Source organism: Vibrio mimicus CAIM 602 (assembly GCF_000338875.1).
In the GTDB taxonomy this organism is placed as follows: Bacteria; Pseudomonadota; Gammaproteobacteria; order Enterobacterales; family Vibrionaceae; genus Vibrio; species Vibrio mimicus.
The window spans coordinates 51,802-68,576 of sequence record NZ_AOMO01000077.1; the positions used below are offsets into that span (position 1 = coordinate 51,802).

At 47.2% G+C, this 16,775-nt stretch carries 14 protein-coding genes, 7 tRNA genes and 2 pseudogenes; 14 read left to right on the forward strand and 9 right to left on the reverse strand.

Features of this window, described 5'->3' with window-relative positions; translation table 11 throughout:
- Positions 1-10 precede the first annotated feature (10 nt).
- Positions 11-427, forward strand: a complete 417-nt coding sequence (locus D908_RS02135) for a DUF2069 domain-containing protein (RefSeq protein WP_032467746.1) — start codon at positions 11-13, stop codon at positions 425-427.
- Positions 428-555: 128 nt separating this feature from the next.
- Here D908_RS02135 and D908_RS02130 read toward each other — a convergent pair whose 3' ends face one another.
- Positions 556-1,677 (reverse strand): DUF2066 domain-containing protein, encoded by a 1,122-nt coding sequence (locus tag D908_RS02130; RefSeq protein ID WP_005527139.1) that lies wholly within the window; start codon positions 1,675-1,677, stop codon positions 556-558.
- A gap of 222 nt (positions 1,678-1,899) precedes the next feature.
- On the opposite strand from D908_RS02130, the pseudogene D908_RS02125 reads away from it, so the two are divergent.
- A pseudogene (locus D908_RS02125) lies at positions 1,900-3,152 on the forward strand (uracil-xanthine permease family protein).
- 49 nt (positions 3,153-3,201) lie between these two features.
- Here D908_RS02125 and ybaK read toward each other — a convergent pair.
- The 8 genes and pseudogenes from ybaK to hemA all read right to left on the reverse strand — a co-directional run bounded on the left by ybaK (position 3,202) and on the right by hemA (position 11,216).
- On the reverse strand, positions 3,202-3,684 hold the full coding sequence (ybaK, locus tag D908_RS02120) for a Cys-tRNA(Pro) deacylase (RefSeq protein ID WP_000186562.1): 483 nt from the start codon (positions 3,682-3,684) through the stop codon (positions 3,202-3,204).
- A 141-nt stretch (positions 3,685-3,825) separates the two neighbouring features.
- Positions 3,826-5,487 (reverse strand): bifunctional UDP-sugar hydrolase/5'-nucleotidase UshA, encoded by a 1,662-nt coding sequence (gene ushA, locus D908_RS02115; protein WP_005527142.1) that lies wholly within the window; start codon positions 5,485-5,487, stop codon positions 3,826-3,828.
- Between the two features lie 409 nt (positions 5,488-5,896).
- The gene (kdsA, locus tag D908_RS02110; protein WP_000400338.1) at positions 5,897-6,748 is read right to left on the reverse strand and encodes a 3-deoxy-8-phosphooctulonate synthase; all 852 of its coding nucleotides are present in this window, start codon (positions 6,746-6,748) and stop codon (positions 5,897-5,899) included.
- A gap of 19 nt (positions 6,749-6,767) precedes the next feature.
- Positions 6,768-7,579 (reverse strand): annotated as a pseudogene (locus D908_RS0119965) (SirB1 family protein).
- Positions 7,580-7,593: 14 nt separating this feature from the next.
- Positions 7,594-7,977 (reverse strand): SirB2 family protein, encoded by a 384-nt coding sequence (locus tag D908_RS02105; protein ID WP_000272894.1) that lies wholly within the window; start codon positions 7,975-7,977, stop codon positions 7,594-7,596.
- Positions 7,977-8,837 (reverse strand): peptide chain release factor N(5)-glutamine methyltransferase, encoded by an 861-nt coding sequence (gene prmC, locus D908_RS02100; RefSeq protein WP_005527143.1) that lies wholly within the window; start codon positions 8,835-8,837, stop codon positions 7,977-7,979. The genes D908_RS02105 and prmC overlap by 1 nt, the downstream gene beginning before the upstream one ends.
- 3 nt (positions 8,838-8,840) lie before the next feature.
- Complete coding sequence (prfA, locus tag D908_RS02095) at positions 8,841-9,929, reverse strand: peptide chain release factor 1 (RefSeq protein WP_000647696.1); 1,089 nt, start codon at positions 9,927-9,929, stop codon at positions 8,841-8,843.
- A gap of 27 nt (positions 9,930-9,956) precedes the next feature.
- The gene (hemA, locus tag D908_RS02090; protein ID WP_000054224.1) at positions 9,957-11,216 is read right to left on the reverse strand and encodes a glutamyl-tRNA reductase; all 1,260 of its coding nucleotides are present in this window, start codon (positions 11,214-11,216) and stop codon (positions 9,957-9,959) included.
- A 157-nt stretch (positions 11,217-11,373) separates the two neighbouring features.
- Here hemA and lolB point away from each other — a divergent pair, with 157 nt between their 5' ends.
- The 12 genes from lolB (at position 11,374) to D908_RS02030 (ending at position 16,750) form a co-directional block, all read left to right on the forward strand.
- On the forward strand, positions 11,374-11,991 hold the full coding sequence (gene lolB, locus D908_RS02085) for a lipoprotein insertase outer membrane protein LolB (RefSeq protein ID WP_005527144.1): 618 nt from the start codon (positions 11,374-11,376) through the stop codon (positions 11,989-11,991).
- Positions 11,988-12,863 (forward strand): 4-(cytidine 5'-diphospho)-2-C-methyl-D-erythritol kinase, encoded by an 876-nt coding sequence (ispE, locus tag D908_RS02080; protein ID WP_032467743.1) that lies wholly within the window; start codon positions 11,988-11,990, stop codon positions 12,861-12,863. The genes lolB and ispE overlap by 4 nt, the downstream gene beginning before the upstream one ends.
- Positions 12,864-12,892: 29 nt before the next feature.
- Entirely contained in the window at positions 12,893-13,837 is a 945-nt protein-coding gene (locus D908_RS02075) for a ribose-phosphate pyrophosphokinase (RefSeq protein WP_001113135.1), read from the forward strand.
- 179 nt (positions 13,838-14,016) lie between these two features.
- Positions 14,017-14,607, forward strand: a complete 591-nt coding sequence (gene pth / locus D908_RS02070; RefSeq protein WP_000081939.1) for an aminoacyl-tRNA hydrolase — start codon at positions 14,017-14,019, stop codon at positions 14,605-14,607.
- Positions 14,608-14,617: 10 nt separating this feature from the next.
- The gene (ychF, locus tag D908_RS02065; RefSeq protein WP_005527147.1) at positions 14,618-15,709 is read left to right on the forward strand and encodes a redox-regulated ATPase YchF; all 1,092 of its coding nucleotides are present in this window, start codon (positions 14,618-14,620) and stop codon (positions 15,707-15,709) included.
- Positions 15,710-15,990: 281 nt separating this feature from the next.
- A tRNA-Met gene (locus tag D908_RS02060) sits at positions 15,991-16,067 on the forward strand.
- Between the two features lie 29 nt (positions 16,068-16,096).
- A tRNA-Leu gene (locus tag D908_RS02055) sits at positions 16,097-16,182 on the forward strand.
- 26 nt (positions 16,183-16,208) lie between these two features.
- Positions 16,209-16,293, forward strand: a tRNA-Leu gene (locus tag D908_RS02050).
- Positions 16,294-16,320: 27 nt separating this feature from the next.
- Positions 16,321-16,395: transfer RNA gene (locus D908_RS02045), tRNA-Gln, on the forward strand.
- Positions 16,396-16,473: 78 nt separating this feature from the next.
- Positions 16,474-16,550: transfer RNA gene (locus D908_RS02040), tRNA-Met, on the forward strand.
- A gap of 22 nt (positions 16,551-16,572) precedes the next feature.
- A tRNA-Leu gene (locus D908_RS02035) sits at positions 16,573-16,658 on the forward strand.
- 17 nt (positions 16,659-16,675) lie between these two features.
- Positions 16,676-16,750 (forward strand) — tRNA-Gln (locus tag D908_RS02030).
- Positions 16,751-16,775 lie beyond the last annotated feature (25 nt).

Sequence of the window (16,775 nt, forward strand, 5' to 3'; positions counted from 1 at the left end):
CTCCATCGCGATGCAGCCTCGCACCGCGTTTTATCGCTGGCTTGCTCTCTTCGCCAACATTGCTTTGTTGGTTTGGATTGTATTATGGCAGCTTAAGCTATCGCCTCATCCACACCTCAATGCCAATGCACTTGCAATCGGTTGGGTTATCCCACTGCTGCTGCCACTGTACGGCATCATCAAAGGCAAACCTTATACCCATGCTTGGGCTAATTTTGTGTTGATGCTGTATTTCTTGCATGCTTTGACGTTGTTATATGTAGATGGTGGTGAACGTTGGCTGGCATTGATTGAACTACTACTCACCTTTGCGGCGTTTATCGGTAACACACTCTATGCTCGCTTACGTGGCAAGGAGTTAGGATTAAAACTGACCAAGCTTTCTGAAGTTGAGAAGCAGGAAAAAGCACGTTTTGACCACCCATGATCTTTTTGCTTATCAGGTGCCAATTGCTCTTCGAAGCCAGAAATCAATTGTGTACTCGACAAGCAAAGATAAAAAATAGCGCCTCAACGGGCGCTATTTTTATTCGTGATACCTTCTCAACTCAAGGCTTAACCTTGCCAAGAAAAGTAGAGAGTCGCAGGCTGAACTGGTTGAGGTTGTGGCGCAACTTCTGTTTCGTTTATTTCGCTGCCTTCACTTCCTGATGTTTCAGAAGTTTCTTCAGGTACAACTTGTTCCGGTGGCATATCGAGCAATGTAGCCTGCCCCATTCTCACCACTTCATTAGCAAATTCATCCGCACTTGCCAGAAGATGAACCTTGAAAGTCACTTGAGTACCCTGAATTTTCAGAATATCCAGCGACGCCACTGAGCTTAAACGCTTCAATTTGTTCTCAACGACAAAGAAATCTTGTGCGCTATCAAGCGGGCTAAATTGCGCTAGGATCGATTGTGATGATTCACTGCTGACCACGACTGCACTTTTGCGCGCATAGTAATCACTGATTTCATCAATCATCTCGTTAGCCGCTTGCTCACCAGAAGCTTGGCCAGAAATCGGGGCTTTAGGTTGTTGCAACATCGCACCTGCTGATTGATCGAATAAACTCCAACGCAGGTCTGAACCTTGAGCACGAACCACTAACACGGCATCGGTTGGATAACGTTGGCTAGCAGCACTGATTGGATTAACGAAACCGCCCCACAAGTCAGACACTTGCACACCAGTCACATCATCAAAATCCCCAACGGGAACCGTGATCGGCAGGCCACGAGAACGAGCTCGGTTTTTCAGTTGATTTAGCAGTGCCGTATCCGCGTGTTCCCACGTGATACTACGATCATAGTTTGCTTCTTCCACCAGCCACACTAATAAGTTACTGCGGTTTTCTGGCCAAAAAGGCAATTGAGCTTGAGTCAGCAATGAGCGAATATGCGGCGCACTAAATTGCAAACGCATGACAGGCTGCATGCCTTGTTGCTGGGTGCTGATCTGAGTGATGTATTGGTTATTTTGGCGCAGCGCTTTTTGCACCGCATCATTTTTGAGGGAATCTTGGCTGCCAGTAGCGCGCACAATCACCTCTTCCATACCGCGCACACGGGCGGCAGCATCAGCGTTGCTTTGTTGAGGATCTATCGCAACTTCTGTCTGATATAAGTTGACTCGGGTGAGGGCGAATGCGGGAAACGTCAGTAGTCCCATCATTAACACAGCTAAATAGCGCATACCATACCTACATTCTGTTTACTGAATGTCGATGATAAGCAACTATCCCTAGTTCAGCAAGGCTACGAGCTTACAGGAGTTTGTCAGAATTTGTGCGACGAGATCCACGTCGTTTTTATGGGGCACTAATAATCCTGTCATTTTTTGATCTCATTCAGCTCGCAATCGATTGCAGAAGTGATAGAATCCCGCGAATTTTTATTTTGCATCAGGGAAAAAACGATGAAAAATGCCATCCAAGGCGCGCAAATGCTGTTTGTTGCATTCGGCGCGTTGGTTCTAGTCCCGCTGTTGACTGGACTGGATCCAAACGTAGCACTCTTCGGTGCCGGTTTAGGAACTCTGCTTTTCCAATTGATAACCCGCCGCTCTGTCCCCATTTTCCTCGCCTCTTCTTTTGCTTTCATTGCTCCTATCATGTTTGGTATTCAAACTTGGGGAATTCCAGCCACTATGGGTGGTTTGATGGCTGCTGGTGCGGTGTACATTATTATGGGCGCAGTGATTAAACTGCGTGGCGTGGAGATCATTCATAAACTCCTGCCACCGGTTGTTGTTGGCCCAGTGATCATGGTGATTGGTTTGGGGCTAGCTCCTGCGGCAGTGAACATGGCGCTAGGCAAAACTGGTGACGGCTCAGTACAGCTTGTGGACCCACAAGCCGCACTATGGATTTCTTGCATTTCACTTTTGGTGACTGTGGTTTTCAGTGTCTTCGCGAAAGGCTTTTTCAAACTCGTGCCAATTTTGGCTGGTATCGTCAGCGGCTATGTCCTGTCACTCTCGATGGGTGTTGTAAGTTTTGCTGCTGTTGAACAAGCCGCTTGGCTTGCGTTGCCAAACTTCACTTTCCCTGAATTTAATATCAACGCCATCCTGTTTATGATCCCAGTAGCGATTGCTCCAGCGGTTGAACACGTGGGTGATATGCTGGCAATTTCGAATGTGACCAACAAAGATTACCTGAAAAAACCGGGCTTACACCGCACCATCACAGGTGACGGGGTGGCAACAATAGCCGCTACCATGCTGGGCGCGCCGCCGAACACAACTTACAGTGAAGTCACTGGTGCGGTAATGCTGACTCGTGCCTTTAACCCGGCAATCATGACTTGGGCAGCAATCACTGCCATCGTTCTGGCTTTGGTCGGCAAACTAGGCGCTCTGCTGCAAACTATCCCAGTCCCAGTCATGGGCGGTATTATGATCCTGCTGTTTGGTTCAATTGCTACTGTGGGCTTGAATACTCTGATCAAAAATCAGGTTGATCTGCACAAATCTCGCAACTTAGTGATTGTGGCTGTTACTCTGGTATTTGGTATTGGTGGTATGGCGTTTGGTGTGGGTGATTTCAGCTACAAGGCGTGAGCTTGTGCGGTATTGTAGCGATTGTCCTAAACCTCGTTTTGCCTAAAGATTTGGGTGAAAACCATGTGGTTGATAATGCGCAAATGGAAGAAGAAGCGCGTCATTAATTTCGCTATTGTAAAAAATGGCCTCTTAACGAGGCCGTTTTTTTATGCGTTAAGCATCCTCTTGGCACAAATCAGCAAATTGTCCACGAGTTAAGCGCGCTAAGTCTTGCGGTGAAAGCTCAATCTCCAAACCACGTTTCCCCGCGCTCACACAGACCGTTGCTTGTGTTTCCGCACTTTGGTGAATAAAGGTCGGCAATGCTTTCTTCTGACCTAAAGGGCTGATCCCCCCCACGACATAACCTGTGGTTTTTTCAGCAATGTCTGGTTTCGCCATTTCTGCTTTTTTGGCTTTTGCCGCTTTGGCCGCCAGTTTCAGATTCAGCTTTAGATCCACAGGAATAATCGCTACCGCGAGATTCTTCTCTTCCCCATTCATGCAAAATAGTAAAGTTTTGAACACTCGCTTCGGATCTTGACCAAGCGCCTGCGCCGCTTCTAAGCCATAGCTGGCATGGTTAGGATCATGTTCATACTGATGAATGGTATGGGTAATTTTGTTTTTCTTTGCAAGATTGATTGCGGGAGTCATGAATCGCGTGTCCTCATACACTCACACTGCTTTCTAGGCAGGTTTAAGCTTAAGCTCCATCGTTATATGGAGAAATAAAAAAGGCGGTGCAATCACACCGCCTGTCAGTAAACGCAATTCGACTCGCTGAGTCAAACCTTATTAACGATAAACAATTTCACCCGCAGGAGCGAAACGGTTCACATCGATTGGGCTGTTAGCTTCTAGGAAGTCTTTCAATACTTCTGCATCCACAAAACCTGTGTTTACGTAGCCTGGGTGTTCAGAGATCTTTGGATAGCCGTCACCACCAGCTGCGTTGAAGCTTGGAACAGTGAAGCGATAAGTTGCATCCAAACGTAGCTGCTTGCCACCAATCATGACGTTTGACACTTTGCCGTCCGCAACCGTCATAGCAATACCAGCAAACTGAGCATACGCACCAGAATCAACAGGCTTAGTTGCCACAACATTCAGATAATCCAGTACTTCCTGACCAGTCATATCAACATAAGTCAGAATGTTGCCAAACGGCTGAACTTTCAGAACATCTTTATAAGTGATGTCACCCGCTTGGATAGAATCACGCACACCGCCTGAGTTCATCACCGCGAAATCAGCTTTAGCACGTTGCATGTGTGCCATTGCGATCATACGGCCTAGGTTGGTTTGCTCGAAACGCACTACGTTACGATCACCTTCCAGCTTACCGTTACTTTGCGCAATCTTAATGTTGAGTTGCTCTTGGCCTTTCTCTTGGTAAGGGCGCAGGAAATCGAGCATTGCTGCATCTTCTTTAATTTCAGAAGTTGCGAACACACGCTGACTTTCACCGTTCACTTCAACCTTCTTCTTCAGGTTTACTGGGATCAGGTCATAGCTCACCATGTTCAGCTCACCGTTACGGAATTCATAATCCGCACGGCCAACGTATTTACCCCACTCGTAAGCTTGAACGATGTAAGTACCGTTTTGCATGTCAGGCTTACATTCATCACCTGGCTTAAAGTTTTTCTTAACCAGATTCGGGCCTTCCATACAGACTGGCTCTTGTGAGTGACCACCCACAATCATGTCCAGCTCGCCTTCTGGTAAGTAACGTGCAAGAGCAACATCGCCCGGAGCGTTAACACCGTGTTCACCGTTTTGGTAGTGACCCATATGAGTCACCGCGATGAATAAGTCTGGCTTCTCATTTTTCTTCAGTTCAGCAATGACTTTCTTCGCTTCTTCTTTTGGATCACGGAAATCGATGCCGCCGATGTATTCAGGGTTACCAATCTTTGCAGTATCTTCGGTAGTTAAACCGATAACCGCAATTTTGATGCCTTGCTTTTCAAAGATGTGGTAAGGCGCAAACAGACGCTTGCCTGTGGCTTTATCGTAGATGTTGGCAGACAACATTGGGAAGTTCGCCCACTCTTTTTGCTTAAACAGCACTTCGAGCGGATTATCAAACTCGTGGTTACCAAGCGCCATTGCATCGTAACCAATTTTGCTCATGCCTTTAAAATCAGGCTCAGCATCTTGCAGGTCAGATTCTGGAACACCAGTATTGATGTCACCGCCAGACAGCAGAAGTACACTGCCACCTTGTGCTTCAATGTCAGCACGCAATTGGTCAATCAATGTTTTACGCGCTGCCATACCATATTCGCCATACTGGTTTTGCCAGAAACGGCCGTGATGGTCATTGGTGTGCAGAATTGTCAGCTTATAAGTTTTGTCTGCTTCCCACTGGTTAGTAGGTTGGGTTGCACAACCCGCCAGAGAGGCAATGATTGCTGCACTAAGTACGGATTTTAGAATGAGGCCTTGTTTCATTGTCATACCTTTGAACTGATGAAAACCACTGCTTGAAGTGTCGTTTAGAGCGCTCGCATGGCGCATACGCTTTCCACTGCGCACAGCTTGATGCGCGGGTAAAACTTGACTTAGTTTAAAGTAACAGAATTGATGAGACAGCTTGATTTCATATTTATGTAGGATGGATCACCTAAAACCGCCCAATAAAATGTAATCCGTAGAAAGAGTTAAGAAGATAGCAAGCTCGGATCACAGGCAAACGTTTCACTGATGAAAGGCCATTTTCCCCGATTTTGTGCGCGCAAGCGTTTAATCTACATAAACCCTTTATTACCGGGCGCTAAGCAATGAGCACACGCTAAAAAATAGTGATGAAAAAGCCACCCGAAGGTGGCTTTTAGAATCTTTGTCGATTTGAGCTCGAATCTTATTGGATATCGATCTGCGCAAAGCTTTTGATCAGGTCATCCAGCGCTTTCATCTGCGCTAGGAATGGCTCTAGTTTATCCAGTGGCAGTGCTGATGGACCATCACACTTAGCTTTCTCTGGATTTGGGTGCGCCTCAATAAACAGACCCGCAATACCGGTTGCCAAGCCAGCTTTCGCCAATTCAACGGTTTGTTGACGACGGCCGCCAGATGCCGCACCAGAAGGATCACGCATTTGTAGTGAGTGAGTCACATCAAAGATAATTGGGCTGCCGTTAGACGCTTGCTTCATCACGCCAAAACCAAGCATATCAACCACTAAGTTGTCATAACCGTGGCAAGAGCCGCGCTCACACAGAATCACTTTATCATTGCCACACTCAGCAAACTTCTCAACGATGTTGCCAACTTGACCTGGACTCATGAATTGCGGTTTTTTCACGTTGATCACAGCGCCGGTTTTCGCCATCGCTTCAACCAAATCGGTTTGGCGTGCCAAAAATGCTGGCAATTGAATCACATCAACCACATCCGCTACTGGCTGCGCTTGTTCAGCCGTATGAACGTCAGTAATGATTTTCACCCCGAAAGTCTGTTTCAGCTCTTGGAAGATCTTCATGCCTTCTTCCAAACCAGGACCACGATAAGAGTGAACAGAGCTACGGTTAGCTTTATCAAAAGAAGCTTTGAACACATAAGGAATGCCAAGCTTCTCGGTTACTTTCACGTAGTGCTCGCAAATTTGCATCGCTAGATCACGCGACTCTAACACGTTCATACCCGCAAACAGGGTAAACGGCTTATCGTTTGCTACCGGAATATCACCTACATGGACAATTTTGTGTTCCATCTTAATCTCTCTTGTTGGGTTAATGCAGAGTCACTTGAGTATCGTGACTGAGCGCATTGACTTGCGTTTTTAACAATTCAGCCGCCGGATCGTTCGGACATTGATCAATAAAATATTGATAGTCCGAAATGGCAATTTGGTGACACTCTAACTGCTGATAGATAAAGCCACGATCGCGTATTTCATAGGGATCATCAGGCACAAACGTTAGCGCCAAATCCGTACATCTTAGCGCCAGAGTATAACGTTCTTCACGCAGCAAGGCACTTTTGAGCAGTGCCAACCAGCGGCCAATAATGGTTGGATTATCCACCACTGTAAATGTTGGGGTTTTAGCTTGGCAAGCGGCCCTTTATGGCCGACCAACCAAGCCTGCAAAGTGTGCAGAGAAACAATCTCACCATTGAATGGGTTGAGATAAATCGGTGTTTCATCCGGCCAATTAAGCGAAAGCAGAAATTGAGTGGGGAAACTAATGCCATTAAGCGGAAAGCCCAACTTACGACCAAAATAAAGCAGTAAAGATCCCAGACTGACCGGAATGCCTTTGCGTCGCTCTAAAACTTGATCCATGAAGGCATTACGTGAATCAAAATATGCTTCACGATCACCGCTAAAGCCCCACTCTTGGTAAAACAGGCGTAAAAAAGCATCGAAACGTGCTTTGTCATGGTGCTCATGCACCAGTGCCAGTTCCGCCTCTTCGAGCAGACGTGCCAACTCAATGTGAGCCCATTCTATCTGCGTATCTGGATTGATGGCTTTATTGAGCGCAAGCGCCCCCTCCACCAACTCCATCGCATCAAAATCTTCATCACACAAATTCAGCATGGTTGCTCCTAAGATTAACCAAACAGAATCGGCGCTTTAGTTACCGCAATTTTTCCAGCCATCGCGAGCCAGCCTAATGCGCCAAAAAACGCAAAGCTACGCAGCAGTTTGTTGCGGCCTAACTTCAGAGTAAAAAAGCCTAAAGCGATGTAAGCCAACACACAGGTGAATTTTTCTGTCATCCACGGCGCAGCGGCCGTAAAAGGGATGAAACCAGTGATAAAAATTAAACCAACACCGGAAAGCAGTAACAAAGTGTCATTCACATGCGGGAAAATTTTGAAAAATTTGCGCTCTAAATGTGCAGAGTTAATCATCATCAGCACATAGCGAATTGACAGCATCATCGCGCTCACGCCGATGGTGAAAAGGTGAAAATGTTTTAAGCCTTCGTACATTATGATTCTCTTTCCGTTTGATATTGTCCCAATGTAACCCGGTCATTACCGGCATAATCTTGTTCGGTCGTCACGCTTTGGTAGCCTAAATCACGCAAAATCGTACGCACCGCTTCACCCTGATCGTAGCCATGCTCAAACAGCAACCAGCCCCCTTCAAGTAAAAAGTGAGGAGCATGCGTACTGATGTAGCGAATATCCGCCAAGCCGTTTTCTTCAGCAACCAGTGCACTTTTCGGCTCGAAACGAACATCACCCTGATTCAAATGAGGATCATTTTCCTCAATATAAGGTGGGTTGGAGACGATCAAAGCAAACTTCGTACCGCCAGCCAGCGGACTGAACCAACTCCCCTGCAAAAATTGCGTATTGAGAATACTCAAGCGGGTAGCATTTTCCTGCGCCAATTCCGCGGCTTCAGGGCGTAAATCAATCCCTGTAACAGGACGCAGTGGTAACTCCGAAGCCAAAGCCAACGCAATCGCCCCTGTTCCGGTACCAAGATCAAGGAGTTCACCTTCAATCAACGCCGCTTTCTCAAGCGCCAACTCAACCAAACGTTCGGTATCCGGACGCGGAATGAGAGTGGAAGGAGAGACTTTCAGCGGCAGCGACCAAAACTCACGCTCACCGATGATGTAGGCAATCGGCTCACCCGCCATGCGGCGAGCGAGTAATGCGTTTAGAGAAACCAAAGCTGGCTCCTCAAGCGTTTTATCTGGCCAAGTCAGCAAATAGGAACGTGGCTTAGCCAGTACATAGCAAAGTAACACAGCGGCATCTAATGCTGGCGAATCACTGCCGCTTTGCTGCAGTTGCTCGGTTGCCGCTTTTAATGCCGCTTCAATGGTGACTGACATGGATTAGTTTTGATCCGCCAGTGCCGCCAATTGATCCGCTTGATGCTCATGGATAACCGGTTCAATCAGTGATTGCATGTCGCCTTCCATCACTTCCGTCAGGCGGTACACAGTCAGGTTGATGCGGTGATCGGACACACGACCTTGCGGGTAGTTGTAAGTACGAATACGGTCACTACGATCGCCCGAACCCAGAAGGTTACGGCGAGTATCCGAAATTTCAGCTGCACGTTTTGACTCTTCAGCCTGTGCAATACGCGCTGCCAACACAGACATCGCTTTCGCTTTGTTCTTGTGCTGTGAACGCTCATCCTGACACTCAACAACAATGCCCGTTGGCAAGTGGGTGATACGGATTGCTGAATCTGTGGTGTTAACGTGCTGACCACCCGCGCCTGATGAACGGAAGGTGTCAATTTTCAGATCGCTGGCTTTAATTTCCGGAATTTCCGCTTCTGGAATTTCTGGCATCACCGCAACAGTACAAGCAGAGGTATGAATACGCCCTTGCGCTTCCGTAGCCGGAACACGTTGCACGCGGTGACCACCTGATTCAAATTTCAGCGTACCGTAAGCACCGTCACCATTCACTTTTGCGATCATCTCTTTATAGCCGCCGTGTTCCGCTTCACTCGATGACATCACTTCGATGCGCCAGCCTTTTTTCTCCGCAAAACGGCTGTACATGCGGAACAAGTCGCCAGCAAAAATACCCGCTTCGTCACCACCCGCACCCGCACGGATTTCCAAGAAACAGTTGCGATCATCATTCGGATCTTTTGGCAGCAGAAGGATTTGCAGCTCATCGGTTAAACGCTCAATCGCCGCTTTCGCCGCTTTGATTTCATCTTGCGCCATCTCACGCATTTCAGCGTCATCTTCCTGCGCCATCTCTTCGGCAGCAACCAGATCTTCTTTCGCTTGCTGGTAAGCTTGGAAACACTGAGTGATCTCTTCCAACTGCGAATACTCTTTAGACAGAGCACGGAATTTATTTTGATCACCAATAACTGCTGGGTCGCCGAGAAGGTGTTGCACCTCTTCGTAGCGCTCAACAAGGGATTCAAGCTTGCTTAAAATCGACGCTTTCATAGTTTTCTTTAAACTCTAAGTTGAGATTTAGTTCAGATCGTCAAGACCCAAACTTTGTCTGATCACGGCCAATTTAGCCGGTTCCCCTTGTTCCGCCGCTGTTTGCAGCGCTCGGGTTGGGGTGTGAATTAGTTTGTTGGTCAGTTTGTTGCTTAACTCGACAAGCAGCTTCTCGGGATCGCCACCAGCCGCCAAAGCTTGCAGACTTTTGCTCAGCAGCTCTTCACGAGTCTCATTGGCTTGCTTGCGATAATCACGAATGCTATCCACCGCTTGCAGTGAACGCATCCAACTCATAAAAGTGGCGCTTTCTTCACTGACAATCGCTTCTGCCTGAATGGCTTCAACCTTGCGCTGCTCGATATTGCTATCAACTATCGATTGCAAATCATCGACCGAGTAGAGATAAGCATCGTTAAGCTTGCCCACTTGTGGCTCAATATCACGCGGTACAGCGATATCCACTAACAACATGGGTTGGTGTCGGCGCGCTTTCAGTGCGGTTTCGACCATACCTTTACCTATAATCGGCAATGGGCTAGCGGTGGAACTGATCACAATATCCGCTTGCGCAAGATAATCTGGGATCTCATTTAACGCGATAACTTCTGCACCAAACTGCTGTGCAAGGCTCAAAGCTCGCTCCCGCGTACGGTTAGCGACGATCATTCGCTTACAGTGATGCCCCGCCAAGTGTTTTGCCACCAGTTCGATGGTTTCACCCGCACCAACCAAGAGCACAGTTGCCTCGGCCAGTGATTCAAAAATGTGTTTTGCTAACGTACATGCTGCATAAGCCACAGAAACAGCGCTGCCACCGATTTCAGTTTCTGTCCGCACTCGCTTTGCCACCGAAAAGGTTTTTTGGAACAATTTTTCGGTCGCAGGATTAACAGCATGGCTCTCTCTGGCTTGAGCGTACGCTTGCTTCACCTGCCCTAATATCTGTGGCTCACCCAACACTAACGAGTCCAGACCACAAGCTACGCGCATCAAATGACGAATCGCCGCTTGCTCTTCATGGACATACAGGCTGGGTTTTAATTCATCCAAGCTGACTTGGTGAAATTGAGATAGCCATTCGATGACCTTATTTTTGCTCGACGATCTCACATCACAGTAAATTTCGGTACGGTTACACGTCGAGAGGATCACGCCTCCTTTAACGTGTGAACTGGTGGAAAGCTGATTCAGCGCCAAAGAAAGCTTCTCTGGACCAAATGCTACCTTTTCCCGCAATTCTACCGACGCCGTATTGTGATTGATTCCAATGGCAAGCAAAGACATCTATAGAGGGTTCTCAGATATGGTGGTGGACTAGATGCCGAATTTTACTTGATGCCCTCTTTGATTGAAAGGGCAGACCGGATTTGTTTTCCTGAGTTCGTGAGATCAATGATATAGTGAGTCCGTTTTCGTTCTCTCTTTGGATAAAAAACGCACTATGAACTCTCTCGTACGTCGCCTACTACCTGGATTGGCGAGTCTGTTTCTCTTGGCAGGTTGTGCTACTACACCACCACAACCTGTGAATGTTCAATGGCAATCTCATCAATTAGTTTTACAGCAAATCCAAGCTTATCAACTCACTGGTAAACTGGGTTATATCGCTCCTGATCAGCGGCAATCCTTCAATTTTCAATGGCAAAAAAACCCGCAGCAACTCTCGCTTCGCTTAAGCAATTTCCTAGGCCAAACCGTTCTCAACCTACGTGTGGACGAGCAAGGTGCCCAAGTTGATACTTACGATGATCAAATTTACCGCGACCAAGATGCTCAAAGCCTGATCCGCAATTTAACCGGATTGGATATTCCGATTGAGCAATTGGAAGACTGGATTTTAGGCTTGCCCACTCAAGCCACTCACTATGAACTCAACGAACAAAATACCCTCGCGAACTTAACCAAGTTAGCCTCGACTTCGGAGTGGCAAGTGGAATATCAGCGCTATCAAGCCATCGATTGGCAAAATCAGGTCATTCCATTGCCGGATAAACTTAAACTCCAGCAAAATAAAACATCAATTCAACTCGTAATTTCACAATGGACACTGCTCCCATGATCCATGGCACGACTGTGTGGCCCTCTCCGGCCAAACTCAATCTGTTTCTGTACATCACAGGTCGCCGAGCCAACGGTTACCATGATCTACAAACCTTATTTCAGTTTCTCGATTACAGTGACGAGCTGACCATTACTGCCAATACCAGCGGTGAAATTACCCTATCGCCAGCTTTGGCCGATGTAGCGTTAGAAGATAACCTGATCTACAAGGCAGCGATGGCGCTCAAAAGCCATGCCCAATCCCCATCATTGGGTGCTGAGATCAAACTGCACAAAATTCTACCCATGGGTGGCGGAATTGGTGGGGGGTCATCCAATGCTGCCACCACCCTAGTGGCACTCAATTATCTATGGCAAACCCAATTCACGGATGATCAACTGGCCGAAATTGGGTTGGCACTGGGCGCCGATGTGCCTGTTTTTACTCGTGGATTTGCAGCCTTTGCTGAAGGTGTCGGCGAAGAATTATCCGCGGTAGAACCTGAGGAAAAATGGTATTTAGTGGTGCGCCCTGCGGTCAGCATCGCGACAAAAGATATTTTTACTCATCCTGACCTAGTGAGAAATACGCCGAAGCGTGATCTAGCAAGCCTTCTTGCTCTTCCTTACGAAAACGATTGCGAAAAAATTGTCCGATCTCTGTACCCCGAGGTTGATAAGCAACTTTCTTGGCTGCTACAATATGCGCCGTCAAGATTGACCGGGACGGGATCTTGCGTTTTTGCTGAGTTTTCGAGCAGGAAAGATGCACAGGCAGTCCTTGCTCACTTATCTGACAACGTCTTAGCGTTTGTTGCCCAAGGGCACAATGTTTCACCGCTCAGAAAGACGTTGGCTGATTACCAATCAGCCAAAATCCGACCTTACTAAAAACTGGACGCAACCCTGAGGTTTCCACCGTGCCTGATATGAAGCTATTTGCTGGTAACGCAATACCCGAACTAGCCCAACGTATTGCTGATCGCCTGTACATTTCTCTTGGTGATGCTACTGTTTCTCGTTTCTCTGATGGTGAAGTAGCAGTACAAATCAACGAAAATGTCCGTGGTAGCGATGTATTTATCATTCAATCCACCTGTGCCCCAACCAATGACAACCTGATGGAACTGGTGGTAATGATTGACGCAATGCGCCGTGCTTCTGCAGGCCGTATTACGGCAGTTATCCCTTACTTCGGCTATGCCCGCCAAGACCGCCGTGTGCGTTCGGCTCGTGTGCCAATCACTGCAAAAGTTGTTGCTGATTTCCTCTCTAACGTTGGTGTTGACCGCGTTCTGACTATCGACCTCCACGCTGAACAAATCCAAGGCTTCTTTGATGTCCCAGTAGACAACATTTTCGGTACACCTGTACTGCTGGAAGACATGAAAGCACGTAATCTGGAAGATCCAGTTGTGGTATCTCCAGACCTAGGTGGTGTTGTTCGTGCTCGTGCAACCGCTAAAGCACTAGGTGATATTGATATCGCGATCGTTGACAAACGTCGTCCACGTGCCAACGTATCTGAAGTGATGAACCTGATCGGTGATGTTGAAGGCCGTGACTGTGTGATTGTCGATGACATGATCGACACTGGTGGCACACTGTGTAAAGCCGCTGAAGCTCTGAAAGAGCGTGGTGCGAAACGCGTATTCGCTTACGCAACTCACGCCGTGTTCTCTGGCAATGCAGCGAAAAACATCAAAAACTCAGTATTGGATCAAGTGATTGTAACTGACTCTATCACCCTATCTAAAGAGATGGCGGCGACAGGTAAAGTGACACAACTTACTCTGTCTACCATGCTGGCTGAAGCGATTCGTCGTATCAGCAACGAAGAGTCTATCTCTGCGATGTTTAACTAATAATCAACGCTTAACCGAACCTAGTCACTCTTAGAGTCATGTAGGTTCGGTTAATCCATGATGCGAAAGCGTTTCATCTTCGATGAGGCGCTTTTTTATTGCCTTTTTGCGTGACTCGCACCTCGCCTTCGATGTGTGCTATCATACCGCGCTTTTGAGTTTCCGAAGAGATATTCGCCTTGAGTCAACCAATCAAACTCCTTGTCGGACTGGCCAATCCAGGCCCGGAATATGCGAAAACGCGCCACAATGCTGGTGCTTGGGTTGTCGAAGAATTAGCCCGCATTCATAATGTCACGCTAAAAAATGAGCCCAAATTTTTTGGCCTTACGGGACGCCTTCTGATTAATGGACAAGAGTTGCGGGTGTTAGTCCCCACTACGTTTATGAATCTCTCAGGCAAAGCCATTGCGGCACTGGCCAATTTTTACCAAATCAAGCCAGAAGAGATCATGGTTGCACACGATGAGCTAGACTTACCTCCCGGTGTTGCCAAATTCAAACAAGGCGGTGGGCATGGTGGACATAACGGACTCAAAGACACCATTAGCAAGTTAGGAAACAACAAAGAATTCTATCGTCTACGGCTTGGCATCGGCCATCCGGGACATAAAGATAAAGTAGCCGGTTATGTGCTAGGCAAAGCTCCTGCTAAAGAGCAAGAGTGCCTTGATGCCGCAGTGGACGAATCCGTTCGCTGTCTTGAGATCCTCATGAAGGATGGCCTCACTAAAGCACAAAATCGTTTACACACTTTCAAAGCTGAATAAGGTTACAGTCATGGGTTTTAAATGTGGCATCGTCGGTTTGCCAAACGTAGGTAAATCAACTCTTTTTAATGCGCTGACCAAAGCGGGGATCGAAGCAGCCAACTTCCCGTTTTGTACAATTGAACCAAACACGGGCGTAGTTCCTGTTCCAGATCCTCGTCTGGATGCATTAGCAGAGATCGTAAAACCAGAGCGCATTCTGCCAACCACCATGGAGTTTGTGGACATCGCGGGTCTGGTTGCAGGCGCTTCAAAAGGTGAAGGCCTAGGTAACAAATTCCTTGCTAACATTCGTGAAACCGACGCAATTGGTCACGTTGTTCGCTGCTTTGAAAACGAAAACATCGTTCACGTTGCAGGTAAAGTCTCTCCGCTGGAAGACATCGAAGTCATCAACCTTGAACTGGCACTGGCTGATCTAGACAGCTGTGAGCGTGCGATTTTGCGTCAAAGCAAACGCGCTAAAGGTGGCGACAAAGAAGCGAAATTTGAGCTGACTGTACTGGAAAAACTGCAACCAGTATTAAGCGAAGGCCAATCAGCTCGTTCTGTTAAGCTAACTAAAGAAGAACTATTGGCTGTCGGTTACTTAAACCTGCTGACGCTAAAACCAACCATGTACATTGCTAACGTGAATGAAGATGGTTTCGAAAACAACCCTTATCTGGATGCCGTTGTTAAGTTTGCCGCACAAGAAAATGCCTCTGTTGTTGCAGTTTGTGCAGCCATTGAAGCTGAACTTTCTGAACTGGAAGAAGAAGAACGTGATGAGTTCTTAGCCGATCTGGGTATTGAAGAACCAGGACTTAACCGCGTGATCCGCTCTGGTTATGACCTTCTGAACCTACAAACCTACTTCACTGCTGGTGTGAAAGAAGTTCGTGCATGGACAATTCCTGTCGGTGCAACTGCGCCACAAGCGGCAGGGAAGATCCACACTGACTTTGAACGTGGTTTTATCCGTGCAGAAGTGATCGGCTACAATGACTACATCCAATTTAACGGTGAGTCAGGTGCTAAAGATGCTGGTAAATGGCGTTTGGAAGGTAAAGACTATATCGTTAAAGATGGCGATGTGATCCACTTCCGCTTCAACGTTTAAAACTCGCTTCATTGTAAACCAAAAGCCAACCAAAGTGTTGGCTTTTGGCGTTTATGGGCATTTAAAAAATGATCTTTCTTATCCTCAAAGCGTAATGAATTTGTTGTTTTGGTAATGGTTTTTGATCATAAACACGCCTCTTTGTTTAAAAAAAACTCGAACGGTTGGTTTCAAAGAATTTATTCAAAAAAACTGTTGACGCTCCTAACCCATATCCGCATAATGCGCTCCGTTCTCAGCGATAAGGCACAACGCCTCGACAGAGAAACAACATAAAATTTGGCTACGTAGCTCAGTTGGTTAGAGCACATCACTCATAATGATGGGGTCACAGGTTCGAATCCCGTCGTAGCCACCAAATTTTTACAATTTGATGCTTTTGAACACGCGGTGGTGGCGGAATTGGTAGACGCGCTAGCTTCAGGTGTTAGTGTCCTTAGGACGTGAGGGTTCAAGTCCCTCCTTCCGCACCAAATGCATCGAGTTGTTAATAAAATTTGCGGAAGTGGCGAAATTGGTAGACGCACCAGATTTAGGTTCTGGCGCCGCAAGGTGTAAGAGTTCAAGTCTCTTCTTCCGCACCATATTTTGATGATGAAAATCATCACTGCAGGTCTATCGCCAAGCGGTAAGGCAACGGGTTTTGATCCCGTCATCCCATGGTTCGAATCCATGTAGACCTGCCATTTTACTTAACTTTCAATACTGTAAAAACCATTGGAAGTCAGAGCGAGATTGTATTATAGTCTTTCGCTCGAAAAGATGGCTACGTAGCTCAGCTGGTTAGAGCACATCACTCATAATGATGGGGTCACAGGTTCAAATCCCGTCGTAGCCACCATATACAATTTGATACATTTAACGCGGTGGTGGCGGAATTGGTAGACGCGCTAGCTTCAGGTGTTAGTGTCCTTAGGACGTGAGGGTTCAAGTCCCTCCTTCCGCACCAAATGTATTAGATTCTGCAGGTCTATCGCCAAGCGGTAAGGCAACGGGTTTTGATCCCGTCATCCCCTGGTTCGAATCCAGGTAGACCTGCCACTATTTCGATGATTCGAATTATCGA

Excerpts from the sequence above, each read along its gene's own strand:
- hemA (WP_000054224.1), bottom strand. The coding sequence starts at position 11,216 with ATGTCTTTGCTTGCCATTGGAATCAATCACAATACGGCGTCGGTAGAA.
- ushA (WP_005527142.1), bottom strand. The coding sequence starts at position 5,487 with ATGAAACAAGGCCTCATTCTAAAATCCGTACTTAGTGCAGCAATCATT.
- lolB (WP_005527144.1), top strand. The coding sequence starts at position 11,374 with ATGAACTCTCTCGTACGTCGCCTACTACCTGGATTGGCGAGTCTGTTT.
- ybaK (WP_000186562.1), bottom strand. The coding sequence starts at position 3,684 with ATGACTCCCGCAATCAATCTTGCAAAGAAAAACAAAATTACCCATACC.
- D908_RS02105 (WP_000272894.1), bottom strand. The coding sequence starts at position 7,977 with ATGTACGAAGGCTTAAAACATTTTCACCTTTTCACCATCGGCGTGAGC.
- prmC (WP_005527143.1), bottom strand. The coding sequence starts at position 8,837 with ATGTCAGTCACCATTGAAGCGGCATTAAAAGCGGCAACCGAGCAACTG.
- ychF (WP_005527147.1), top strand. The coding sequence starts at position 14,618 with ATGGGTTTTAAATGTGGCATCGTCGGTTTGCCAAACGTAGGTAAATCA.
- ispE (WP_032467743.1), top strand. The coding sequence starts at position 11,988 with ATGATCCATGGCACGACTGTGTGGCCCTCTCCGGCCAAACTCAATCTG.
- kdsA (WP_000400338.1), bottom strand. The coding sequence starts at position 6,748 with ATGGAACACAAAATTGTCCATGTAGGTGATATTCCGGTAGCAAACGAT.
- D908_RS02130 (WP_005527139.1), bottom strand. The coding sequence starts at position 1,677 with ATGCGCTATTTAGCTGTGTTAATGATGGGACTACTGACGTTTCCCGCA.
- prfA (WP_000647696.1), bottom strand. The coding sequence starts at position 9,929 with ATGAAAGCGTCGATTTTAAGCAAGCTTGAATCCCTTGTTGAGCGCTAC.
- D908_RS02135 (WP_032467746.1), top strand. The coding sequence starts at position 11 with ATGCAGCCTCGCACCGCGTTTTATCGCTGGCTTGCTCTCTTCGCCAAC.